The following is a 22,172-nucleotide window of genomic DNA, read 5'->3' as shown; positions in this document are numbered from 1 at the left end:
GTCCGCATTCTCATTTCATGCCTAATAAGACACAAGCATGGCAGAACCATCTTCTCCGAACTTCGGTTCGACGCCGAGAAGCGGTGCGGAGCGGCTGATGATGTCGCGAACCATGGGCGCGGCATTCGAGCCGGCGGTCCGTCCGCCGCCTTCGCCGGTCTTCGGCGCGTCAATGAAAGTCAGCACGATGTACTTCGGATTGTCGATCGGAAACGCTGCGAGAAAGGCGTTGAAGTTCTGGTCGCTGGCATAGCGGCCGTTGACGACCTTGTCGGCCGTGCCGGTCTTGCCGCCGACGTTGAAGCCCGGCACCTGCGCGCGCTTGCCCGAACCGGCGATGCCGTTCCAGCGAAGCAGAAAGCGCATGTCGTCGCTGGTGCTTTTCTTGACGACCGTCGTCGCCAGTTCATCGGCCTGCTCCTGCGAGCGTGGCAGGAAGGTCGGCGGGATCAGCTTGCCGCCGTTGACGAGCGCGGCACCTGCGACAGCCGTCTGCAGCGGCGTCGTCGAAACGCCGTGGCCGAAGGAGATGGTGATCGAGTTGATCTTCTTCCATTCGCGCGGCTGGCTCGGGGATTTGACTTCCGGCAGCTCGGTCGGCAGCTTCGACAGCAGGCCGATCCGGGTCAGAAATTCCTTGTGGCCGGGAATGCCGATCAGGTCGGCGATCTTGGCGGTGCCGATGTTCGACGAATACTGGAAGATTTCCGGAACGGTCAGCACCCGGCGCTTGCCGTGGAAGTCCTTGATGGTGAAGCCGCCGATGCGGATCGGTGCCGAGGCGTCGAAGCTGTCGTTGAGCGTTACCTTGCCGGAATCGAGACCCATGGCGATCGTGAACGTCTTGAAGGTGGAGCCCATCTCGAACGTGCCGTTCGACATGCGGTTCATCCAGCCCTCTTCGGCACCTTCGGCCGGCTTGTTCGGGTCGTAATCGGGGACCGACGCCAACGCCAGCACTTCGCCGGTATTGACGTCGAGCACCACGGCCCCGGCGGCCAGCGCCTGGTAGTTCTTCATGCCGGCATCGATGACGTCGCGCACGATGTTCTGCACCCGAACGTCGATCGACAGCTTGACCGGCTCGAGCTTGGCATCGCTGGTCATGCCGATGGCGGCGAGATCGGCGAGCCCCTGCCCGTCGATGTAGCGCTCCATGCCGGCAACACCGCGGTTGTCGATGTTGACGTGGCCGAGAACATGGGCGGCGGTCGGGCCGCCCGGATAGAAGCGGCGCTTTTCCGGCCGGAAACCGACGCCGGGAATGCCGAGCGCCAGGATTTCGCTCTGCTGCTTCGGGGTCAATTGGCGGCGCAGCCACTGGAAGCGCGATTTCGACTTCAGCTTGTTGTAGATGTCGCGGGCGTTGAGATCGGGCAGCACGGTTGCAAGCCGCTCGACCGCCTCATCCGCATCGACGATCTTGTGCGGCTCGGCATAGAGAGAGACCGTGCGGATGTCGGTGGCGAGGATCTCGCCGTTGCGGTCGAGAATATCCGGGCGCGAGGCCATCAGATTGTCGGCGCGGCCGATACTCGAAACCGTCTCCGGCTGCGCCATGCCGTATTGCACCAGGCGGCCACCGATGACCGCATAGACGATGCCGAAGCTGGCGATGATGATCGCCACGCGGTTCTTCGCCTGATTGGTGGTCTTCTTGCGTGTGCCCTGGAAGGTGACGTTGAGCTTGGCCTCGGCCGGCAGGTTGTTGCCGCCTGCGGAGAAATGCGCCTTGCTCTTCAAGACCATGATGCGGGAGAGAAACGACATCAGCGCGCCACCGAACCTGTTGCGATATTATCGGTCTTTTTCTCCGACGCCTTGGCGGCGGCGAGCTTCTTTTCTTCTTCCGTCGGCGGCACGTCGGCCTTCAGCATCGGCAGCTCCTGCGGGCGCACGAGTTGCGTCGACGGCGTCGGTGCCAGTTGCAGATCAGCGCCGAAGGCGCCAACCAGACGTTCCAGCCGGTTCGGCTGCGTCAGCAGCGCCCAGTCGGCGCGCAGAAGGTCGATCGTGTCTTCTTCCAGCTTGATGGCGGCATCGAGCCTGCGCACCTCTTCCAGCTTGTTTTCGGCACGATGCTTGATCGTGTAGGTGACCGTGGCGGCTGCCGTCATGACGACGATCAGGACTATGTCGAGTGTTCGCAGCATATCTCTCTCAGCCCCCCAACCGTGCAAGGCTCGCCAGTTCCGGCAGATTGAAAATGGATAGATCGTTTCCCGGCGATGGCGCTTCCGTGCGGATACCGGCTCTGAGCTTGGCAGACCGGGCGCGCGGATTGAGGGACGCTTCTTCCTCGCTGGCGGCCACCATAGGCTTTCCAACTGGTGTGAAGGTTGCCGCACGCGCGGTCACCAGTGGCAGATGGCGCGAACCCGCAGCCTTGCCCGAGCGATCCTGGAAGAAAGCCTTGACGATCCGGTCTTCGAGCGAATGGAAGGTGACGACCACGAGACGGCCGCCCGGCTTCAGCGCCCGCTCGGCGGCAAAAAGCGCCTGGGCGAGTTCGCCGAGTTCATCGTTGACGAAGATGCGCAGCGCCTGGAAGACGCGGGTTGCCGGATGGATCTTGTCCTTGGCCTTGCGCGGAGTGACGATTTCGATCAACCCGGCGAGATCGCGGGTGGTTTCGAACGGCGTTTCGGCCCGGCGCTTTTCGATGGCGCGGGCGATGCGGCCCGACTGCTTTTCCTCGCCGAGGAAACCGAAGATGCGGATGAGATCGGAAACCTTGGCCCGGTTGACGACGTCGGCGGCAGAAACGCCGGCTGCCGACATGCGCATGTCGAGCGGGCCCTTCTTCTGGAAGGAGAAGCCGCGCTCGGCCTCGTCGATCTGCATCGACGACACGCCGATATCGAGCACCACGCCGTCGAGACTGCCGGCGGGCGCATGCTCGGCGAGCTGCGAAAAACGGGAGTGAATGAGCTTGAGCTTACCACCCGCGGCCGCAGCCATCGACTGGCCCGCGGCGATCGCCGTCGGATCGCGATCGAGCGCGATCACATCGGCGCCAGCATCGAGGATGGCGGATGCATAACCGCCGGCACCAAACGTGCCGTCGAGAATGACCTTGCCGGGGGCCGGATCGAGCGCCGCGAGAACCTCGCTCAGGAGGACGGGAATGTGACGGACCGGTCCGCCATCGGCTTCAGAAGTTCCTCCGCCTTGTTCCGTCACCATTCCGCCTCTCCATTCTATTCCGGACGCAACCCCCGTGATTTGCGCCCTTCCCGGGCCGCCGCTTGCGCCTTTGCAAAGGCCTGCGGCTCCCAGAGCTGAAAATAATCGCCCCGCCCGACGAACATCACGTCGGTCGAGATACCGGTGAAGTCGCGGATGAAATCCGTCACCATCAACCGACCTTCCGGATCGAGCTTGACGAAGACCCCGCCCCCGTGAACGAGCAGCGACATCTCGTTGGCCGCCGGAGAAAAAGGATCCTCGGCCGCCATCTGCCTCTCGAACCGATCCAGGAGCTCCGGCCCACCGACGCTGATCGCCGGAAAGACGAAATCCTGGAAGCAGTATAGCTCTCGAACGCCTCCATCCGACAGCACGGAACGAAACGCCGAAGGCACGGACACCCGCCCCTTTGCATCGATCCGATTGGTAGCATTTGACAAGAAGCGGTTCATGACGCGAAACGGCCGCCCAAGACTGACGGGCCATTATCATCGACCCGCGGGAACACTCGACCACACCCACAAAACGCCCCCGCCGGACACCAACATGTCCGCCCATCTCCCGAAGCCGGGAGACACTGGAATTTTGCGATGACGGGCCACGACGCGGCCCTTGCGCAGTACCATTATGGGATATCATGGGACCATATGGGCGTCAATGGGATTGGCTCTTGAACAGCTGGGTAGCTGATCAAATATTGATAGGTTGTTAAGTTTAACGAAGGGTTACGAAAGCACCCCCGATGCCTCGCAATGCGACGGCCAAACGGCTTCAAATCGTTGGGAAATCGGAATATCAGCAAGATTGCAGCCAAGCGGGCGGACGGCGCTGCGGCCATGGTTTTCGCGTCCTAGCTGGCACAAAGAGCAAAGGACGTCAGCCGAACTTGCGCTGCCCAAAGCCTCGCTGCTGCTAAGAGCATCGCCGTCTACTGCATGTATCCTTAAATCGTATTCGATTTAAGGATACATGCAGCAATTCGAAGTGCTACCGCGACCTTTGCGCGTCTAACAAGACGCGCGGCGCTATAGAAGGAAGAAATCGCCAGTTGGCCTGTAAGCCGGGTTCTGTATGGCCCCATTGCCCGAAGACAACGGAACGTGGCAGCCATTCATCTGGGACTACGTTTGCACGCAGCCTCTTGCAACCCACCCGGATGACTGGCCCGGAAACAGGCTGGACGCTTGCGCGCCCGCGTCATCCCTATTCGGTCTTGCTCCCGGTGGGGTTTGCCGTGCCGTCCATGTCGCCATGTCCGCGGTGGGCTCTTACCCCACCCTTTCACCCTTACTCCGCAAGCGGAGCGGTTTGCTTTCTGTGGCACTTTCCCTGAGGTCGCCCTCGCCGGACGTTATCCGGCACCGTATTTCCGTGGAGCCCGGACTTTCCTCCCCCCGCGGCCTTTCGGCACTTGCGGAGCGCGGCTGCCCGGCCAACTGGCAGGCGGTCCTTAACCGACCGGGAAGCCGAGCGCCAGAGAAAAACGGCGATCTCGACGTTTCGGCTTTGGCACGCCGCCACACTTTTACTTCAGTGCTTAGCGGAACGAGACGGCGAAATCCGTTTCATAGGCCGGATCGTCGATCCGACCATCCATCACCAGCTTGGCGCCAAGCCGACCGATCTCGTCGGAGCTTTTCGCCGCCTGGCCGTTACCACCCGTGACGACGGCAATACGATCGCCGCCGGCAAAGCCGATATAGGGAAAGCCGTGGCGGGTGAACGACGTCACGCAGGGGCGGAAATGCGTCGAAGCGGGCTTGAAGCCGGGCATCACCTCGGCGAGCAATCCGCCCATGTGTTCCGCTGCTCCGGCGCCGGCGCTGCCCCGGAACCACGCCCGCACCTCGGGCTCGCTCTTGAGAATGCGGTCGGTCGGATCGCCGCCGATCTTGATGTAATGCTTGCCGTCGGCATAGGCGACCGGCGGCAGCAGGTAGTAGCTCTTCGCCTGCTCCGGCGACGCACCGATCAGCGATGGCATATGGTCATAGGTTGGCAGATCGTCAGCCGCGACCTCCGCGAAGAACACGGTGCGCGCCTTGACGACGAGGTCGATCGGTCGGGGAAGAAGCGTGTCGGAAAGGGAAAACCCGCCGGCGGCAACGATCACGCGTCCCGCAGTGAGTGTTGCGCCCTCTGTCGTCGTGACGACGACGCGGTCGCCGGCCTCGGATACGGACGCCACTTCGCTGCGGACAATCCGGGCGCCGGCCTTTTCCGCACAGATCGTCTGCGCCAGAACGAGCGCATGTGGATTGATGTAGCCGGCCCCTTGCGCCTCGTGGATGCCGGCAAAGCCCTGGGGGAAACGGAACCAGGCAAAGCGTTCGGACAGTGCATCTTCGTCCAGAAGCGGCGCCTCGACGCCGAGCGCGGCGCGAGCCTTGGCGACCTTCTCGATATAGTCGTAGCTTCCGCCCGGCGCCGGGCCGGCGATCAGGCAGCCGACTTCCGCATAGAAATCGATGCCGCTTTGCCCGGCGATCTCTCTGTAACGGTCGATGGAACGCTTGGCGAGACGCGCCCAGACGGGATCGTCGTCGATCGTGCGGGTGATTCGGGCATTGTCGTAATGGCTGGAAAAGACGCCGCCGTGATTGGCCCAGTCGCTGGGCTCGTCCGGCCCGACCAAGGCCACCCGTGCGCCGGAAAGCGCCAGGTACCGTGCTGCGGCCGCCCCCATCATGCCCTTGCCGACAATGATGAAATCAAAGCTTTCCGACATGTCCGTCCCCATCATCTCGATCAGGCGGAGATAGCATGTCAGTGCAGTTATGACACTGCGGGGGCATCACATTTCGAAGTTCGCCGGAACGCGAGACCTGTCCGGCTGGAGCATCTGCCACCGCTCAAGGACGGTCAGCGGATGATGCTCGGTATTCGATAGAATACAATGCCCCTTACTGCATAATTCCTTAAATCGGATCCGATTAAGGACGAAATTATGCAGCAAGTTTAAAGTGCTACAGCGACCTTTGCGCGTCTAATAAGACGCGCGGCGCTGTAAAACATGCTTTGCGCGCACGACCTGGTGCGCGCCATACGGACGGCATCACTTAGTCGATGATGCTCTGGACCTTGCCGCAGTAACGCTTGGAGACCGGGTTCATGCGCTTGGCAGCGTGGCCGGCATTGTACTTCAGGATGGTGCCGCAGGTGGTGCCGCCGGAAAGCTCATGCGCCACAGCAAGATACTTCATGCCGAACTTGATGTTCGTTTCGGGATCGTAGAGACCCTTGGAGGAGCCGGAATAGCCCATCATGCGCGCCGTCGCCGGCTTGATCTGCATCAGGCCGATTTCGCCGGCACTGCCGCGCGCCATGGCATTGAAATTGCTTTCGACCTTGACCACCGCATGGGCCAGGTCCGCCGGAACGCCGTACTGCTTGGCGTAGGACTGGATCAGGATTGTGTACTGCGTGCCTTCTAAGATTTCCGGTTTCGGGTAACCTGTCGTCCGTGTAACTGACTTGAGGGATGAGGTCTTGATGGTCTTGTCGATATTCCCCGCATACGACGTACCAATCCCGGCGAAGAACATGCCAAAGCATGCCGCCACCGCAGCAACAGACGATATTCTCATGTAGTTTGAAGTCTCCGGTCTGGGGAATGGGCGGCACGGCGCACCCCGCCGTTCAAGCCTCACTTCCCGATCGTTTCATTGACAGGAAATGAGCGTTGCGCCCTGACGTTCCCTGCAGTTCCAATCAGCGGCAAATGAATGCCGCATCATGGTAAACATGTGGCAACGCAGCAAATTTGTGCGACAAAAGACCGGGAAAGCTAATTTAGCACGCAAAAATTTTGCGCGTCAGGCACCAAACTGCGGTAGTCCCGCAAGCAGACGGTGCAACGTATCGAGGGTCGAGATATCGGCGATGCCGTCGACCCTTTCCTGGCGAAAATGCCGTTGGAAGGCGGCGACGGCGCCCTCGGTTTTTTCGCAGAATTCGCCAGTGACTTCAATGCCGTAACCATAGAGCGACAGCATGGACTGGATCGCCTCGACCGGTTGGCCGTGATCGCCGCGCTGAAAAAAGCGACCGCCGCCGATCGGCGCCGGCTCCACCCAGTGCCCGACGCCCTCGCGATGCAGGCGATCCCACGGAAATTTTTCACCCGGATCGACCTTGCGAATTGGCGCAATATCGCTGTGTGCGAGGACCCGTTCCGGGGCGATCGACCACCGTTCGCCACAGTCCCGACACAATTCGACGACCGCAGCGATCTGTTTTTCGGGAAAATCCGGTAGCCCGCCGGGGTGACCGGCGTTGGCGATCTCGATGCCGATCGAGCAGGAATTGATGTCCGTCTCGCCCTTCCAGAAGCTTTTGCCCGCATGCCAGGCCCGCAGCGTCTCCGGCACGAGCTGGTCGACGCGACCGTCCTCGTGGACGAAATAGTGGCTCGAAACCTGGCTTTCCTGGCGGCACAGCCATTCGAGCGCAGATTTCGCCGTCGGCATCCCAGTGTAGTGAAGCACGATCATATCGGGCACCCGCGCATCCGCACGGTCGCCGAAGTTGGGCGACGGCATGAAACGTGCACCCGAGTAGTCGCAGTATTTCGACGTCATGCGGCGCGGCGTTCTCTCTCGATCGCCTCATAGGCGGCGTTCAGCGCGGCCATGCGGTCATTGGCGATCGCATGGAACTCTTGCGGCACGCCACGCGCAACCAGCATGTCCGGATGGTTCTCGGACACCAGCACGCGGTAGTGCTTGCGGATCTTAGCAAAGTCGTCCTTGGGCGAAACGCCGAGCACCTGATAGGGATCGCGGCCGTCGCTGTGCACGTGGCGCGCCATGATCCGTTCGAAATGCGCTTCGTCCATGTGGAAGATCTCGGCGACCCGCATCAGGAAGGCCAGTTCCTTTTCATGCACCGCGCCGTCGGACTTGGCGATGTGGAACAACCCGTCGATGATGTCTTCCAGGATCGGGCAATTGCTCTCGCAGGACGAGCAGAGCGACGCCATCTTCTCGGCATAGGCTTCGAAACCGGCGACGTCCTGGCGCGCGAGGTTATAGAGACGGGCAACATTCTGGGCCTGATCGGCGGGAAACTCGAAGATATCGCGAAAGGCCGAGACCTCCGCCTCGGTCACGACGCCGTCGGCCTTCGCCATCTTGGCCGAAAGCGCGATCATCGCCACGGAGAAAGCCACCTTGCGCCGGGTTTCCGGGTCGCCTTCGAACAGTGTGCGCACGGCCTCGACCACACCGGCAAGTGCGTTGCCGGTGGCGGTGACGATTTTGAGGAGGCTATCCCAGAATGACATGCACGATTTTCCTGTCTCTCCAGCCTATAGCATGGACTATTGTGGTGGCAAATTGCAAGCGGTGGCCTGCGGCGAACCACGGGAATGACGAATTTGTGATGGCCCCTCACTATTGTCAATCCGTTGCGGTAACGTTGCGCCAGCGCGAGGGTTCCCATCTGTTCCCTGGGGAACAGGTCAGCACCTTCGGGAAGAGGCTCAACCCCCTGCCCCACAGCGGGTTGGCGCCGAGCCTGCCTCTTGCCGCCGCGGTTTGCGCGGCATCATGTCCACGGTCGTTTTCGAGACCGAGGCGACAAAACCCAAGCACTTGCCGACCGGACATCCACAGACCTGTCATTTAACTTCCATCGGATTTACGCTAGAGAGGCCCCACCAATTGCATGCCGAATCCCGAGGAGGAAACATGGCCAAGAAGAAAGTCGCAATGCTGACGGCCGGCGGGCTGGCGCCTTGCCTGTCATCCGCCGTTGGTGGCCTGATCGAACGCTACACCGACATCGCGCCCGACTACGAGCTGGTGGCCTACCGCTCCGGCTACCAGGGCGTGCTGCTTGGCGACCGCATCGAGATCACCAGGGACATGCGCGAAAATGCGCATATCCTGCACCGCCACGGCGGCTCACCGATCGGCAACAGCCGCGTCAAGCTCACCAACGCTGCCGACTGCGTCAAGCGCGGCCTGGTCAAGGAGGGTGAAAACCCGCTGCGCGTCGCTGCCGAGCGCCTCGCCTCCGACGGCATCGGCATCCTGCACACGATCGGTGGCGACGACACCAACACCACCGCCGCCGACCTTGCCGCCTATCTCGGCGCCAATGGCTACGACCTGACGGTCGTCGGCCTGCCGAAGACGGTCGACAACGACGTGGTGCCGATCCGCCAGTCACTCGGCGCCTGGACGGCCGCCGAACATGGCGCCCGCTTCTTCGATCATGTCAGCAACGAACAGAGCGCTGCCCCGCGCACGCTCGTCGTCCATGAAGTCATGGGCCGTCACTGCGGCTGGCTGACGGCGGCAACCGCCCGCTCCTATGTCCAGATGACTGAGGACAAGCAGTTCGTCGACGGCTTCATGATGAACAAGCAGCTGAAGAACATCGACGGCCTCTACCTGCCCGAGATCAAGTTCGACCTCGAGGCCGAGGCCGAGCGGCTGCGCGCCGTCATGAACCACTCGGGCTTCGTCACGCTGTTCGTCAGCGAAGGCGCCTGCCTCGACGCGATCGTCGCTGAGCGGGAAGCTGCCGGCGAAACCGTCAAGCGCGACGCCTTCGGCCACGTGAAGATCGACACCATCAATGTCGGCAACTGGTTCTCCAATCAGTTCGCGGCCCTTCTCGGCGCCGAGCGGTCGATGGTGCAGAAGTCGGGCTACTACGCCCGCTCCGCGCCGGCAAACGTCGACGATCTCCGCCTGATCCAGAGCATGGTCGACCTGGCGGTCGAAAGCGCGCTTAACAAGGTCTCCGGCGTCACCGGCCACGACGAGGATCAGGGCGGCAAGCTGCGCACCATCGAGTTCCCGCGCATCAAGGGCGGCAAGCACTTCGACACCTCGACGAAGTGGTTCGGCAACGTCATGGATGTCATTGGCCAGAAGTGGCAGGCGGAAGACTGATCAGAGATCTCTGATTAACAGTTGACGGCTCCGCGCCTTGGTGGCTCCCTCCCGAGATCAGTCTCGGAAAGCCCTCAAGCGCGGAGCCTTTTTCATGTCGTTCGAACACTGGTTTGCCTTTGCCGCTGCCTCTGCAGTGCTGCTCGCCATTCCCAGCCCGACCATATTGCTCGTCATTTCCTATGCGCTCGGCCATGGCCGCAAGACGGCGGGCGCGACGGTTGCCGGCGTGGCGCTCGGTGATTTCACCGCCATGACCGCATCGATGCTCGGGCTCGGCGCACTGCTCGCCACCTCCGCTGCGGTCTTCACCGTGTTGAAATGGGTGGGGGCCGCCTATCTCGTCTGGCTCGGCATCCAGCTCTGGCGGGCACCGGTTGCCGGAAGCGAAGGTACCGGTGAGCATGCGCCCGCCAAGGAACGGCCGCTGCGCATCTTTTTCCATGCCTATGCCGTCACCGCACTCAACCCGAAGAGCATCGTCTTCTTCGTCGCCTTCCTGCCGCAGTTCCTCGATCTGTCGCAGCCGCTCTTTACCCAGATGGCGATTTTCGAGGTAACGTTCCTGACGCTCGCCATCCTCAACGCAAGCCTCTATGCAGCGCTTGCGACCGCCGCCAAAAGCACGATTTCGAAGCCGAATATCAGGCGGATCGTCAACCGCACGGGCGGCTCGCTGCTCATCGGCGCCGGGCTTCTGACGGCAACCATGAAGCGGGCGTCGGCCTGAAATTCGCTCGTGCGCTTGCTGCGCGACGCCCCATGGGTTAATGGAGATTCACGCATGGCGGCTAATCGCCGTTGATTTGCCGGGGCTGCGGGGCCCAGAAGCACGAAAGTGACAGCATGCCGAAATTCCGTATTTCCCTTTCAAAACAGACGTTTGGCGTGGCAGCTATTCTGTCGGCGACACTCGTCTCCGGGTGCTCGACTGTCGAGCATACCTCGGTGGAAGAGCTTACGGCCGTGCAGACGGTCACCCCGCTTGCAAAACCCGGCACCGAAATGACGGCCTATGCCCTTCCGACACCGGATGGCGCGGCAACCGCGGCATCCGCTGCCCTGTCGGCACAAACGGCCGGCATGGCAACCACCTTTCCCGTCGGCACTGATCTCGCGCAGGCCGCCGGTCCGGCACCGACGGTCGTCGCCGTTCCCGGCGGCAAGCCGGGCGCAGCGCAGGCCGTCGCCATGGCGACGCCGGTAGCAGCTTCTGCCAATGCCGCTGTCCTGCCGGAAAGCGCATCCGCCCTCGTCTCGCCGAAGACGAGCCGCGTCCAGGATCTTCCCGTTTCGACGCTTGCCGTTGCTGCCGCGATGGAATCGGACTTCGACACCGGCGAGCCCGTCGGCCTCGAAACGCTCGTCGCCAACCGCATGATCGTGCCCACCGAAAAGCCGAAGATGGGCGTGATCGGTTCGAGCGTCGCCGCCGTTGCCAGCGTCATTCCCGATTCGATGAAGCTGACCAAGGCGCCGACCAGCTCGCGCCCGGAACTCGACAAGCTCATCAAGCATTACGCCGACCTCAACGGCATTCCCGTCGAGCTCGTGCACCGCGTCGTCAAGCGCGAGAGCAACTACAACCCGCGCGCCTACAGCAAGGGCAATTACGGTCTGATGCAGATCCGCTACAACACCGCCAAGGGGCTCGGCTACGAAGGCCCGGCCGAAGGCCTGTTCGATGCGGAAACCAACCTGATGTATGCGACCAAGTACCTGCACGGCGCCTGGATGGTTGCCGACAACAAGCACGACGGCGCGGTCAAGCTCTATGCCAGCGGCTATTACTACCACGCCAAGCGCAAGGGCCTGCTCGAAGAACTCGGCATGAAATAACGACGCCGGATCGTTTTGGTGAACGTTTCAGGAGGCGCTCAATCGAGCGCCTCTATTATTTTGGCGTTGAGCTGCTGCACGTCGTAACCACCGCGTGACGGCGTCAGCCCCAGGCGCACGACCGCAAGGCGAAGCGAAGGCACCAGCAAGATCGCCTGCCCGTCATGCCCGAGCATCCAGAAGGCATCGGCAGGAAAGACGCCTGTGCCGGCGCGAACCCCATTCTCCTGCAGCCACACCTGGCCCGCGCCATATTCGCCGCCGGATGCCTTGGTCGGCGTCCGCATGAAAGCGACATAATCCCTAGGCAACAGCCCCCTACCCTTCCAGTTGCCGTCCTGAAGCAGGAATTGCGCAAAACGCGCCCAGTCGCGCGCCGTTGCATACATGTAGGACGATCCGACAAAGGTGCCGCTGGCATCGGTCTCGAGCACCGCACTCGTCATCCCGAGCGGCAGGAACAGGGCATCGCGCGGATAGGCAAGCGCTGCGGCGGGGTCGTCGAAGCTTTGCATCCAGAGCCGCGACAACAGCGTGCTCGTGCCGCTGGAATAGCTGAAGGTCGAGCCCGGCTTCGATGTCGCCGGCTTGGCTGCGGCGAAGCCCGCCATGTCCCTTTCGAGATAGAGCATGCGCGTTACATCGCTGACATTGCCGTAGCCCTCGTTGAACTCGAGGCCGCTCTCCATTCCCATGAGGTCGGCAAGCCTGATCTTGGCGCGCGCGTCGCCGCTCCATTCCGGCAGCAGGCCGGCGCGCGTCACGTCCATGTGCCCTTCGGCGACGCGCATGCCGATCAGCGCTGATGTCACCGATTTGGTCATCGACCAGCCGAGAAGCGGCGTCGAGCGATTAAAGCCCGCGCCGTAGGTCTCGGCAATCAGATGTCCGTCGCGCACCACCGAGATCGCGCGCATGCCAGGACCGGCAAGGTTGCCATCCTCGATCAATGCCTGAACGGCCGGATCGATATCCGCCTTGTCGCCGTCCGGCCAGGAGACATCGGCCGATCGGGCGATGTCAGGCGTCGACGGCTCCACCGCTGGAGCCAGGGCAGCGAGATCGTCGTCGGAAACGTTGGCGCAGCCGAGCCCTGGGCGATAGACCGCATGGGCCGGGGCGGCAAAGCCGAAGATGCGGGCAGACACCAGCCGCTTCTCCCGGTCGACCGAGACGCTGATGAATTTCAACAACGGATGGCCCGGCGCCTGGACGTCGTCGGCAAGCACCGCCTGCCCGTCACGCCCGGCGATGAAGACATTCGAGCAGACGATCTTGGCGGCGTAGCCATCGCCGACCTTCAGCAGCCCCGGCGGCGCCACGGCCAGCCACCCACCGACGCAGGCAATGGCCACGACAACAGCAGCCCCGACAGTTTTCAATACGCGTGCCATCGCATTCTCCCGTCTGACGCGAGAGAGAGAAGCAGCATTTGAACGAAAGGAAAAGCCCTTGCCTTTATGCGAGCCGACGGGCGTCTTCGCCGTCCCTATCGCGCAACAGGGCTGAGAGGTCGCGCGCGGGCAATGCCGGGGATATCCATGGCCCCCAGGCTTCTACAGCGCCTGCGGTGCGGGCGCAGTCCATTTCGCTTTCCCTGGCGATGCCGCGCACCGCCATCGGCAGCCGCAGCACCTGCCCTGTCTTGACGAGGCAGGCGAGCAGCGCGACGCTGCGCTCGCTGCCATGCGACCTGCGGATCGCCGGCAAATCCACAGTCAGTTGGTCCGGCTTAAGCTCCCCGACAAGGTTGAGCGGCAGCGAGGCAGCAGCGCCACCGCTCAGCGCGATGCGCACGCCGAGCGCACGCAGACCGTGCAGATTTTCACTGATCAGCCCCATATCGCCGGTCGAGGACGCTTCTGCCACCTCGATCGTCAGCCGGCCGGGCGCCAGTCCCGCCTCGTCCAGGCACGCCTTGATATGGCCGAGGAAATCGCGATCCCGCAGTTGCAGCGCGAGGGGTGCCACCGTCAGGCCGACCGGCGATGGCCAGCTCGCCGCCTGCCTGCAGGCCTGCCGAAGGGCCCAGTTGCCGACCGAGAGTGCCAGTGCTCCCTGTTCGAGCGGCTCAACAAAAGCCTCCATGTCGATGACGCCGCGGACCGGGTGCAGCCAGCGCAGCAATGCTTCGAAGCCGCGGATGGCGCCGCTCGCTGCACCGGCGATCGGCATGTATTCCAGAAAGAATTCCCGCTGGGCGACCGCGCGGGCAAGGTCGCGCTCGGCCTCGGCGCGCATTTCCGCGGCTCGCGCAAGGTGCGGCGCGTAGATGACATGGCTGTTACCGCGCATTTCCTTGGCTTCGTAGAGCGCCAGGTCCGCCCGCTTCAACACGGAGCCGGTCGACAGGTCGCCTGGTTCCAGGAACGTAACGCCGATGCTGCAGCCGGATGCCACTTGGCCGTCCGAAAGATCGAACGGCGCGTCGAACAGCGCCTTCACCCGGCCGGCAAGCGCCGCGACCTCGGCATCCGACGGAGAACCCGGACCAAGCAGCACGAATTCGTCGCCACCGAGCCGATAGACCGTCGCCTCGCCGGAAAACGCCCGCCGCAGCCGAGTGCCGATGCCGCTCAGCAACCGGTCACCGGCATCATGGCCCATCGTGTCGTTGACCGCCTTGAACCGGTCGAGGTCGATGAGCAGCAGCGGCCTGCGCTCGAATGCCGTGCCATCGGAGCGAAGCGCGCGAAGCACATCGGCCTCCAGCGCCGAGCGGTTTTCAAGCCCGGTCAACCGGTCGCGGTGAACCTCGTTGCGCAGCCGCCGCTCGGCGCGGCGCGCGGCGCGCAACTCGCGCTCCAGCCGTCGTGAATAGGACCAGCGGTAGAAAGAGGCACCGGCGACGAAGGGCATGACGCCCGCCGCAAGTGCTCCGGAAAAATTCCAATGTGTAAAGGATCCATCCGTGAACAACGTTTCCGTGGTCAGCCAGATCGCTGGAAACAGTGCCCCCAGTGCCGTGCCGGCAGCTGCAAATCGCTGCTCGGGCTTCGGCAGAAACGTTCTTAACATCATGTCGACGCCCCCCGAATATAGGGAGGAGCTAGCACGCCAGGGTTTAATGAATTCTTATGGGTGAAAAATCGTAGTCGGCATTTTTTGTGCGGCGCAGCAGCTGTGAAAAAACCCGTCATCAAAGTGTAGCCGAGTCACTTTAGAAGCGGCTAAGTTTCAACTGGATGAGCGGCAGAGATGACCGAACTTGCCCCTGACGTCGGCTTTGGCAGAAAAAATCCCAAGCTAAAAAACGCCCTCCTGCAACACAAGACCCTTTCGCTTGCCGGCCTGTCCGAGCGCCTGTTTGGCCTGCTCTTCTCCGGCCTCGTCTATCCGCAGATCTGGGAAGACCCAATCGTCGACATGGAAGCAATGCAGCTTCGCCCTGGACACCGCATCGTCACCATCGGTTCCGGCGGCTGCAACATGCTAACCTACCTGTCCGCCGGCCCTGGTCGCATCGACGTGGTCGATCTCAATCCGCACCACATCGCGCTCAACCGGCTGAAGCTTGCCGCCTTCCGCCATCTGCCTGCTCACAAGGACGTTATCCGGTTCCTGGCAACGCAGGGCACGCCATCGAACGTGCAGGCCTTCGACCTGTTCATCGCCCCGAAGGTCGATCAGGCCACCCGCAGCTACTGGAACGGCCGCAGCGTCACCGGGCGCCGGCGCATCGGCGTCTTCGGCCGCAACATCTATCGCACCGGCCTGCTTGGCCGCTTCATCGCCGCAAGCCACATCCTGGCGCGACTGCATGGCGTCAATCCGGAAGAGTTCGTCCAGGCCAGCTCCATGCGCGAGCAGCGCCAGTTCTTCGACACGCGACTGGCGCCGCTGTTCGAGCGCCCGTTCATTCGCTGGATCACCAGCCAGAAGAGCTCGCTGTTCGGCCTCGGCATCCCGCCGCAGCAGTTCGACGAGCTGGCGAGCCTGAGCAACGACAAGTCGCTTGCCTCCGTGCTTCGCCACCGCCTGGAAAAGCTGACCTGTCATTTCCCGCTCAAGGAAAACTACTTCGCCTGGCAGGCCTTCGCACGCCGCTATCCCCTGCCGCACGAAGGCGAGCTTCCGGCCTACCTGCATGCCGGCAACTACGAGACGGTCCGCGATCGTGCCGAATGCGTCGAGGTCCACCACGCCAATTTCACCGAGCTTCTGGCGAAGAAGCCGGCAGGATCGGTCGACCGCTACGTGCTGCTCGACGCCCAGGACTGGATGAACGACCAGCAGTTGAACGATCTCTGGACCGAGATCACCCGCACCGCAGACGCAGCCGCGACAGTGATCTTCCGCACGGCCGCTGAAGAGAGCATCCTTCCCGGCCGCCTCTCCACGGCTTTGATGGAGCAGTGGCACTATGATGCCGAGACATCGCTGAAGCTCGGCAACGCCGATCGCTCGGCCATCTATGGCGGCTTCCACATCTACCGGAAGAAAGCATGAGCGGGGTGGAGCACGCCGAGATCAGCCACCAGCGGCGCATGGACCAAATGTATCGCTATCAAAGGCACGTCTACGATCTGACGCGGAAGTATTATCTCTTCGGCCGCGACACGCTGATCCGCGAGCTGAACGCGGGCGCGGGCGCCTCCGTGCTCGAAGTCGGGTGCGGCACGGGGCGCAACCTCGCGCTCATCGGAACGTGCTTTCCCAAGGCCCGGCTCTTCGGCCTCGACATCTCCGCGGAGATGCTGGCCTCCGCGGAAACCAAGCTCAGCCGCCGCGGCAGTTCGGCGGCCACGCTGCGCATCGCCGACGCCACCAGCTTCCAGCCCCAGCTTTTCGGCGAAACCGGTTTCGACCGGATTGTCATCTCCTACTCCCTGTCAATGATACCGGACTGGCAGGGCGCGATCGAAGCGGCGATCGACGCGCTGAACCCCGGCGGCTCGCTGCATATTGCCGATTTCGGCCAGCAGGAGCGGCTGCCGGCAAGCTTCCGCCGCCTGCTGCGCGGCTGGCTGACGCGCTTCCATGTGACCCCGCGCGAAACACTGTTCGAGGTGCTGGGAGAGCGGGCAAGACGCGACGGCGCACAGCTCGAGCGCCGGGCCATCGGCCGGGGTTATGCCTGGCTTGCGGTCTACCACCGCCCGGCCGTAACAGCGGCGTCAGTGACAAATCCGGCCGCTGCACGGCTTGGCGACCGAAGTGCTGCCGCAATTCCCGCTTGAGCTAACTCAATTTTTACGATGATATGGTGAAAATGAGGTTCACGCCTCACTGGGGGACATCACCATCATGAAAGCCATCGTGTGAGGCAGGATCGTCGTTCGTTTCGAAACAGGACCTCCATGCGCCGGCTTCTTCTGGCACTGCTGCCCATTGCCACTCTCCTTTCCGCCTGTTCGTCGACCGACTACGATCTGTTGCAGACCGCATCGATCCCGCCGCGCTTCAGCGATACCGACCCGCAGGATTTCGGTGGCCGCACGCCGCACCACCACAACATCCACGGCATCGACATCTCCAAATGGAACGGCGATATCGACTGGATGAAGGTGAAGAATTCCGGCGTCTCGTTCGCCTTCATCAAGGCGACGGAAGGCAAGGACAGGGTGGATACGCGCTTCAACGAATATTGGCAGCGCGCTCGCGCCGCCGGCATTCCCTATGCGCCCTATCACTTCTACTATTTCTGCTCGACCGCGGATGCCCAGGCCAACTGGTTCATCGCCAATGTGCCGAAGAGCGCCGTCTACCTGCCACCGGTCCTCGACGTCGAGTGGAACGGCGAATCCAAGACCTGCCGCCACCGCCCATCGCCGGACGAGGTCCGCGTCGAGATGAAGCGCTTCATGGACCGGCTGGAGGCCCATTACGGCAAGCGGCCGATCATCTATACCTCTGTGGATTTCCACCGCGACAATCTCGTCGACCAGTTCAAGGAGCACCACTTCTGGGTTCGCTCCGTCGCCAAGCATCCGGGCGAAGTCTATGTCGAGCGCCGCTGGGCATTCTGGCAATATACCAGCACCGGCGTGATACCGGGCATTGACGGCACCACCGATATCAACGTCTTTGCCGGCTCGGCCAAGAACTGGAAGAATTGGGTCGCCGCCGTTTCCAAGCCGGGATGACGACAGCCACGGTTCTGTGCAGAAGCGCGGCAAACCGACCCATTTTCTTCTTTCCGTCATAATGCTCTGAGAGAGCAGCAGCAGATTGCATCTTTGGTACATTGACCGCCAGCGGCGGCGCTTCGCGCCCTGCGGCGACAGAAAGGAATTATGATGATCCTCAAAGCCCGGCATGCTCTTGCATCCGTCGCGCTCCTCGCGCTGACAGCCTCCCCCGTTCTCGCGCAAGCGCCGGCATGCGGCGGCGATCTTGGCGCCTTCCTGCAAGGCGTCAAGGCGGAGGCGGTCGCCAAGGGCGTTCCGGCCGACGTCGTCGACCGTGCGCTCGCCGGTGCCGCCATCGACCAGAAAGTGCTGAGCCGCGACCGCGCCCAGGGCGTGTTCAAGCAGACCTTCACCGAATTCTCCAAACGCACCGTCAGCAAGTCGCGGCTCGATATCGGCGCGCAGAAGATGAAGGAATATGCCGACGTCTTCGCCCGTGCCGAAAAGGAATACGGCGTGCCGGCCCCCGTCATCACCGCCTTCTGGGCGATGGAGACGGACTTCGGCGCCGTTCAGGGCGACTTTAACACCCGCAATGCGCTGGTGACCCTTGCCCATGACTGCCGCCGGCCGGAAATGTTCCGCCCGCAGCTCATCGCCGCCATCGAGATGGTTCAGCACGGCGACCTCGACCCGGCAACGACGACAGGCGCCTGGGCCGGCGAAATCGGCCAGGTGCAGATGCTGCCCGAAGATATCATCGCCTATGGCGTCGATGGCGATCGCGACGGCCACGTCAATCTCAAGAAGAGCTCGCCGGACGCAATCCTGACCGCCGCAAAGTTCATCCAGAGCCTTGGCTTCAAGGCCGGCCAGCCGGCGATCCAGGAAGTCAGCGTTCCCGAGCAGTTGCCTTGGGAAAAGACCGGCCTGCAGCCGGGCATGAAGGCGAGCGACTGGTTCGCGCTCGGCGTCAAGCCGCGCAACGGTGACACCGCCTTCGGCAATCTCGAAGCCTCTCTGGTGCTGCCGCAGGGCCGCAAGGGCGTCGCCTTCCTCACCTACCCCAACTTCAACGTCTATCTCGAGTGGAACCAGTCGTTCATCTACACGACTTCGGCTGCCTATTTCGCGACCCGCCTTGGCGGCGCCCCGACCTATGAGGGCGGCAATCCGGAACCGGGCCTCGACGACACCGGCATGAAGGCGCTGCAGGCCAAGCTGCAGACCCTTGGCCACGACGTCGGCAAGGTCGACGGCATCCTCGGCTCGGGCACCCGCGCAGCATTGCAGAAGGAACAGCTGCGTCTCGGCCGTCCCGCCGACGGCTGGGCAACCCTGGAACTGCTGAACTCGCTGTAAACGCGATCTTCCGGCCGGATTTTGGCCGGGCGACCATTCGTCTGTCCGCTTCGATCGAAACCGGCCGAAGTGGACAGACGTTCTCCCTTATCGAACGATCCTACAGCGCCGCGCGTCTTATTGGACGCGCAAAGGTCGCTGTCGCACTTTGAATTGCTGCATGTCTTTGTCCTTAAATCGAATAGGATTTAAGGAAACATGCAGTAGACATCGATGCTTGGCGCTTTCGCGCACCGCGGATGGCAAGAAGTGGGTGGTGCACTTCAACGCGCCGCGCTAGATCTGTGTGACGCCTTTTCATGCAGCCTTTCAGACGCCGGAGGCATGCAGCGGAGAAAGCGCCCAATTCGATTGCGCATCCCGACTGGTCGATTTGACCGACAGCGGCCGCGCAGAAAGCGCGAGCAGACCCATGAACGCACTAGGACAGACCGGCAGCCAGCAGATGACGATGCGGACCTGGGCGCTTCTCGCCCTGCTTGGGCTCATCTGGGGCGGATCGTTCTTCTTTGCCCGTGTCGCCGTCGCGCACGTGCCGCCGTTCACCCTGGTGTTCCTGAGGCTCGGCCTCGCCGCCCTGGCGTTGCATCTCTACATCCGCAGGCGTTTCGGCATCTATCAGGCGCTCGCCAGCCGCTGGCGCGAATTCCTGCTGATGGGCCTGATCAACAACGCCATCCCACATGCCTTCATCTTTCTCGGGCAAACCCAGATCGGCGCCGGCTTGGCGGCGATCCTGAATGCAACCACGCCGGTCTGGACCGTGATCATCGCCAACATGGCGACCGACGACGAGAAACTCAGCTCCGCCAAGATCGGCGGCTGTTTGCTCGGCCTCGCCGGCACCATCGTGCTCATCGGGCCAAGCGCCATCGCCGGGCTTTTCGGCAACGCCAGCAGCGTGCCGCTCTGGGCGCTGATGCTGCCGGTGCTTGCCGCCGTCAGCTATGGCCTGGCGGCAACCTATGGCAAGCGCTTTCGCGGCCTTGCCCCGCCGGTCACCGCGGCCGGCCAGTTGACCGCCTCGACGCTGATGATGCTGCCGGTCGCAGCCCTCGTCGATACGCCCTGGGCCCTGCCGATGCCGCCGCTTGACGCGACGCTTGCCATCCTGGCGCTGGCGCTCGTCTCCACCGCCTATGGCTACATCCTGTTCTTCCGCATCATGGGCGAAGCCGGCGCCACCAACGCCTCGCTGGTCACGCTTCTCGTCCCGCCAAGCGCAATCCTGCTCGGCTATCTCTTTCTGGGTGAGACGCTGCAGCCAGCGGATGTGGGCGGTATGGCGCTGATTGCCGCCGGCCTTGCCGTTTTGGACGGCAGGATCTTGCGGATGAAGCGCGCCGCATAAGAGGAATCGAACAAGCCGGATACGGCAGAAAGCGTGCCCTTTAGAAGCACTCACGCACGGTTACAAGCGTTTACATTAACCTTCCGGCAGTGATTGTGAAAAAAATGTGGCGGCATAAAATGCGATTTAATTTCAAAACATTAGCCCTGTTGACAAGGCAATTGTGATCACGCGTTTTCGCACTGCAGCACAAGTTTCCCTTTCAAGCGCCGTTAATTCGCCCTATGTTTTAACCGTCAGCGCAAGGAGGGTCTTCGATGGGACTTACACATTCGTTGAATGTCCTCATGATTAGTGCAGCGTTCGTATTCGTGGCCACAATGCTCTTCATCTGAAGTCAGGCCGCTGAGAGTCCAAACCGAAATAGGGACTTTAATTTTCCGGAAATCCAATTTGCGGCAGAAATTTTTGGGCTAGATCGACAAGAGCAATCTGCCCCGACGCTGCAGGAAAAAAGAAAGCGCATGAAGGACACCTTCATGCGCTTTCGCTTTTTCGGATTGTTTTGCGTTCTACGCCGCCGCACCGGCAAACGCCTTCAGCGAGATATCCTCGCCCCGCGACGCCTCGTCCGCACGCTCGAACCCGACGAGATCGCAGACGGCCGTGATCAGCGGCGAACGGTTCATCGTATAGAGGTGGAAGTCCCTGACGCCGCGGCGGGCAAGATCGACGATCTGCTCGGCAGCAATATGCGTCGCCTCCTTGAAGCGCTCGGCCGGCTGGCCTTCCAGATGCGAAAGGCGGGTGACGATCACCTCCGGCACGCTGGCGCCGCAAAGACCGGCGAACTTCTGCACCTGACCGAGATTGTTGATCGGCAGGATGCCGGGCACGATCGGGATCTCGATGCCGGTCCGGCGGACGCGCTCGAGGTAGCGCTCGAAATCGTCGTTGTCGAAGAAGAACTGGGTAAGCGCCCGCGTCGCGCCCGCATCCACCTTGCGCTTCAGCATGTCGATGTCAGCCGCCACATCAGGGCTTTCCGGGTGCTTTTCCGGATAGGACGACACAGAGATTTCGACGTCACCACGATCGCGAAGCGCCCGCACGAGGTCGGAGCTGCTCTCGTAACCACCGGGAAAGGGCTGATAGGTGCTGCCGATGCCGCCCTGCGGATCGCCGCGCAATGCGACGAAGTGCCGAACGCCGAAAGCGAGAAATTCGTCGATAACAGTGTCCACCTCGGCCTTCGGCGCGCCGACGCAGGTCAGGTGCGCGGCCGTGTTGGCAAAGCCCTTCTCCTCGATCATCCGTCTGACTGTTGTCAGAGACCGCGCCTTGGTCGAACCGCCGGCCCCATAGGTGACAGTGACGAAGGCGGGACAAAAGACCGAGAGATCTTCCGCAGTCTGAAAGAGCTGTGCTTCCATCTCGTCGGTCTTGGGGGGGAAATATTCGAAGGAAAGCCGCAGATTGCCGCGCTCGGCGGGATAAAGCGTCTGTGCCGTCATT

The 22,172-nt window shown here is 62.4% G+C and carries 19 protein-coding genes and 1 other RNA gene; 8 read left to right on the top strand and 12 right to left on the bottom strand.

The genetic code is table 11. The features are described from left to right. Positions 1 to 21: 21 nt before the first annotated feature. The 9 genes from C6558_RS07995 to C6558_RS07955 all read right to left on the bottom strand — a co-directional run bounded on the left by C6558_RS07995 (position 22) and on the right by C6558_RS07955 (position 8,473). Positions 22 to 1,770, bottom strand: a complete 1,749-nt coding sequence (locus tag C6558_RS07995) for a penicillin-binding protein 2 (RefSeq protein WP_025427733.1) — start codon at positions 1,768 to 1,770, stop codon at positions 22 to 24. Continuing rightward, positions 1,770 to 2,153, bottom strand: a complete 384-nt coding sequence (locus C6558_RS07990) for a hypothetical protein (RefSeq protein ID WP_025427734.1) — start codon at positions 2,151 to 2,153, stop codon at positions 1,770 to 1,772. Before C6558_RS07990 ends, C6558_RS07995 begins: the two co-directional genes overlap by 1 nt. 7 nt (positions 2,154 to 2,160) lie before the next feature. Then, positions 2,161 to 3,186 (bottom strand): 16S rRNA (cytosine(1402)-N(4))-methyltransferase RsmH, encoded by a 1,026-nt coding sequence (rsmH, locus tag C6558_RS07985; RefSeq protein WP_025427735.1) that lies wholly within the window; start codon positions 3,184 to 3,186, stop codon positions 2,161 to 2,163. Between the two features lie 14 nt (positions 3,187 to 3,200). Further along, entirely contained in the window at positions 3,201 to 3,641 is a 441-nt protein-coding gene (mraZ, locus tag C6558_RS07980) for a division/cell wall cluster transcriptional repressor MraZ (protein ID WP_025427736.1), read from the bottom strand. Between the two features lie 588 nt (positions 3,642 to 4,229). Continuing rightward, an RNA gene (gene rnpB, locus C6558_RS07975) (RNase P RNA component class A) lies at positions 4,230 to 4,629 on the bottom strand. Between the two features lie 97 nt (positions 4,630 to 4,726). Next, positions 4,727 to 5,917 (bottom strand): FAD-binding oxidoreductase, encoded by a 1,191-nt coding sequence (locus C6558_RS07970; protein ID WP_084814689.1) that lies wholly within the window; start codon positions 5,915 to 5,917, stop codon positions 4,727 to 4,729. 331 nt (positions 5,918 to 6,248) lie between these two features. Next, entirely contained in the window at positions 6,249 to 6,776 is a 528-nt protein-coding gene (locus C6558_RS07965; RefSeq protein WP_025427738.1) for a lytic transglycosylase domain-containing protein, read from the bottom strand. A 228-nt stretch (positions 6,777 to 7,004) separates the two neighbouring features. Beyond that, positions 7,005 to 7,769, bottom strand: coding sequence for an N-acetylmuramoyl-L-alanine amidase (locus tag C6558_RS07960; protein WP_025427739.1), 765 nt, complete (start codon positions 7,767 to 7,769; stop codon positions 7,005 to 7,007). Then, positions 7,766 to 8,473 carry a DnaJ family molecular chaperone gene (locus C6558_RS07955; protein WP_025427740.1) on the bottom strand — a complete coding sequence of 236 codons (708 nt, stop codon included), beginning with the start codon at positions 8,471 to 8,473 and terminating at the stop codon, positions 7,766 to 7,768. The genes C6558_RS07960 and C6558_RS07955 overlap by 4 nt, the downstream gene beginning before the upstream one ends. A gap of 406 nt (positions 8,474 to 8,879) precedes the next feature. Between C6558_RS07955 and C6558_RS07950 the strand changes: the two genes are divergently transcribed. The 3 genes from C6558_RS07950 (at position 8,880) to C6558_RS07940 (ending at position 11,933) form a co-directional block, all read left to right on the top strand. Beyond that, complete coding sequence (locus C6558_RS07950) at positions 8,880 to 10,094, top strand: pyrophosphate--fructose-6-phosphate 1-phosphotransferase (protein ID WP_107027139.1); 1,215 nt, start codon at positions 8,880 to 8,882, stop codon at positions 10,092 to 10,094. Between the two features lie 94 nt (positions 10,095 to 10,188). Then, the gene (locus C6558_RS07945; protein WP_025427742.1) at positions 10,189 to 10,824 is read left to right on the top strand and encodes a LysE family translocator; all 636 of its coding nucleotides are present in this window, start codon (positions 10,189 to 10,191) and stop codon (positions 10,822 to 10,824) included. A 116-nt stretch (positions 10,825 to 10,940) separates the two neighbouring features. Continuing rightward, the gene (locus C6558_RS07940; RefSeq protein WP_057211119.1) at positions 10,941 to 11,933 is read left to right on the top strand and encodes a lytic transglycosylase domain-containing protein; all 993 of its coding nucleotides are present in this window, start codon (positions 10,941 to 10,943) and stop codon (positions 11,931 to 11,933) included. 38 nt (positions 11,934 to 11,971) lie between these two features. On the opposite strand, the gene C6558_RS07935 is transcribed toward C6558_RS07940, so the two are convergent. Then, the gene (locus C6558_RS07935) at positions 11,972 to 13,327 is read right to left on the bottom strand and encodes a serine hydrolase (RefSeq protein ID WP_057211116.1); all 1,356 of its coding nucleotides are present in this window, start codon (positions 13,325 to 13,327) and stop codon (positions 11,972 to 11,974) included. A gap of 64 nt (positions 13,328 to 13,391) precedes the next feature. After that, positions 13,392 to 14,954: a bifunctional diguanylate cyclase/phosphodiesterase gene (locus C6558_RS07930; RefSeq protein WP_057211114.1), complete on the bottom strand. Its 1,563-nt coding sequence runs from the start codon at positions 14,952 to 14,954 to the stop codon at positions 13,392 to 13,394. A 177-nt stretch (positions 14,955 to 15,131) separates the two neighbouring features. Between C6558_RS07930 and C6558_RS07925 the strand changes: the two genes are divergently transcribed. From C6558_RS07925 to C6558_RS07905, 5 genes are all read left to right on the top strand, one after another. Next, positions 15,132 to 16,382 (top strand): DUF3419 family protein, encoded by a 1,251-nt coding sequence (locus tag C6558_RS07925; RefSeq protein ID WP_025427745.1) that lies wholly within the window; start codon positions 15,132 to 15,134, stop codon positions 16,380 to 16,382. Then, positions 16,379 to 17,113: a class I SAM-dependent methyltransferase gene (locus C6558_RS07920; RefSeq protein ID WP_025427746.1), complete on the top strand. Its 735-nt coding sequence runs from the start codon at positions 16,379 to 16,381 to the stop codon at positions 17,111 to 17,113. Before C6558_RS07925 ends, C6558_RS07920 begins: the two co-directional genes overlap by 4 nt. 120 nt (positions 17,114 to 17,233) lie before the next feature. Further along, complete coding sequence (locus C6558_RS07915; protein WP_025427747.1) at positions 17,234 to 18,019, top strand: GH25 family lysozyme; 786 nt, start codon at positions 17,234 to 17,236, stop codon at positions 18,017 to 18,019. 153 nt (positions 18,020 to 18,172) lie between these two features. Next, a complete protein-coding gene (locus tag C6558_RS07910) occupies positions 18,173 to 19,366 on the top strand; it encodes a lytic murein transglycosylase (RefSeq protein ID WP_025427748.1) in 1,194 nt (397 codons plus the stop codon). A 412-nt stretch (positions 19,367 to 19,778) separates the two neighbouring features. Further along, complete coding sequence (locus C6558_RS07905) at positions 19,779 to 20,717, top strand: DMT family transporter (RefSeq protein WP_025427749.1); 939 nt, start codon at positions 19,779 to 19,781, stop codon at positions 20,715 to 20,717. Between the two features lie 512 nt (positions 20,718 to 21,229). Here C6558_RS07905 and metF read toward each other — a convergent pair. Then, positions 21,230 to 22,171 carry a methylenetetrahydrofolate reductase [NAD(P)H] gene (gene metF / locus C6558_RS07900; protein ID WP_025427750.1) on the bottom strand — a complete coding sequence of 314 codons (942 nt, stop codon included), beginning with the start codon at positions 22,169 to 22,171 and terminating at the stop codon, positions 21,230 to 21,232. Position 22,172: the final 1 nt, after the last annotated feature.

The organism is Ensifer sp. NM-2 (assembly GCF_003024455.1).
Lineage (GTDB): Bacteria > Pseudomonadota > Alphaproteobacteria > Rhizobiales > Rhizobiaceae > Ensifer > Ensifer canadensis.
This window is presented reverse-complemented; position numbering and strand designations above follow the sequence as displayed.

Coding starts and splice junctions, on each gene's coding strand:
- C6558_RS07910 (WP_025427748.1), top strand. CDS start 18,173: ATGATCCTCAAAGCCCGGCATGCTCTTGCATCCGTCGCGCTCCTCGCG.
- C6558_RS07995 (WP_025427733.1), bottom strand. CDS start 1,770: ATGTCGTTTCTCTCCCGCATCATGGTCTTGAAGAGCAAGGCGCATTTC.
- metF (WP_025427750.1), bottom strand. CDS start 22,171: ATGACGGCACAGACGCTTTATCCCGCCGAGCGCGGCAATCTGCGGCTT.
- C6558_RS07920 (WP_025427746.1), top strand. CDS start 16,379: ATGAGCGGGGTGGAGCACGCCGAGATCAGCCACCAGCGGCGCATGGAC.
- C6558_RS07950 (WP_107027139.1), top strand. CDS start 8,880: ATGGCCAAGAAGAAAGTCGCAATGCTGACGGCCGGCGGGCTGGCGCCT.
- C6558_RS07960 (WP_025427739.1), bottom strand. CDS start 7,769: ATGACGTCGAAATACTGCGACTACTCGGGTGCACGTTTCATGCCGTCG.
- C6558_RS07905 (WP_025427749.1), top strand. CDS start 19,779: ATGAACGCACTAGGACAGACCGGCAGCCAGCAGATGACGATGCGGACC.
- rsmH (WP_025427735.1), bottom strand. CDS start 3,186: ATGGTGACGGAACAAGGCGGAGGAACTTCTGAAGCCGATGGCGGACCG.
- mraZ (WP_025427736.1), bottom strand. CDS start 3,641: ATGAACCGCTTCTTGTCAAATGCTACCAATCGGATCGATGCAAAGGGG.
- C6558_RS07930 (WP_057211114.1), bottom strand. CDS start 14,954: ATGATGTTAAGAACGTTTCTGCCGAAGCCCGAGCAGCGATTTGCAGCT.
- C6558_RS07915 (WP_025427747.1), top strand. CDS start 17,234: ATGCGCCGGCTTCTTCTGGCACTGCTGCCCATTGCCACTCTCCTTTCC.
- C6558_RS07940 (WP_057211119.1), top strand. CDS start 10,941: ATGCCGAAATTCCGTATTTCCCTTTCAAAACAGACGTTTGGCGTGGCA.
- C6558_RS07925 (WP_025427745.1), top strand. CDS start 15,132: ATGACCGAACTTGCCCCTGACGTCGGCTTTGGCAGAAAAAATCCCAAG.
- C6558_RS07970 (WP_084814689.1), bottom strand. CDS start 5,917: ATGTCGGAAAGCTTTGATTTCATCATTGTCGGCAAGGGCATGATGGGG.
- C6558_RS07955 (WP_025427740.1), bottom strand. CDS start 8,473: ATGTCATTCTGGGATAGCCTCCTCAAAATCGTCACCGCCACCGGCAAC.
- C6558_RS07935 (WP_057211116.1), bottom strand. CDS start 13,327: ATGGCACGCGTATTGAAAACTGTCGGGGCTGCTGTTGTCGTGGCCATT.
- C6558_RS07990 (WP_025427734.1), bottom strand. CDS start 2,153: ATGCTGCGAACACTCGACATAGTCCTGATCGTCGTCATGACGGCAGCC.
- C6558_RS07945 (WP_025427742.1), top strand. CDS start 10,189: ATGTCGTTCGAACACTGGTTTGCCTTTGCCGCTGCCTCTGCAGTGCTG.
- C6558_RS07965 (WP_025427738.1), bottom strand. CDS start 6,776: ATGAGAATATCGTCTGTTGCTGCGGTGGCGGCATGCTTTGGCATGTTC.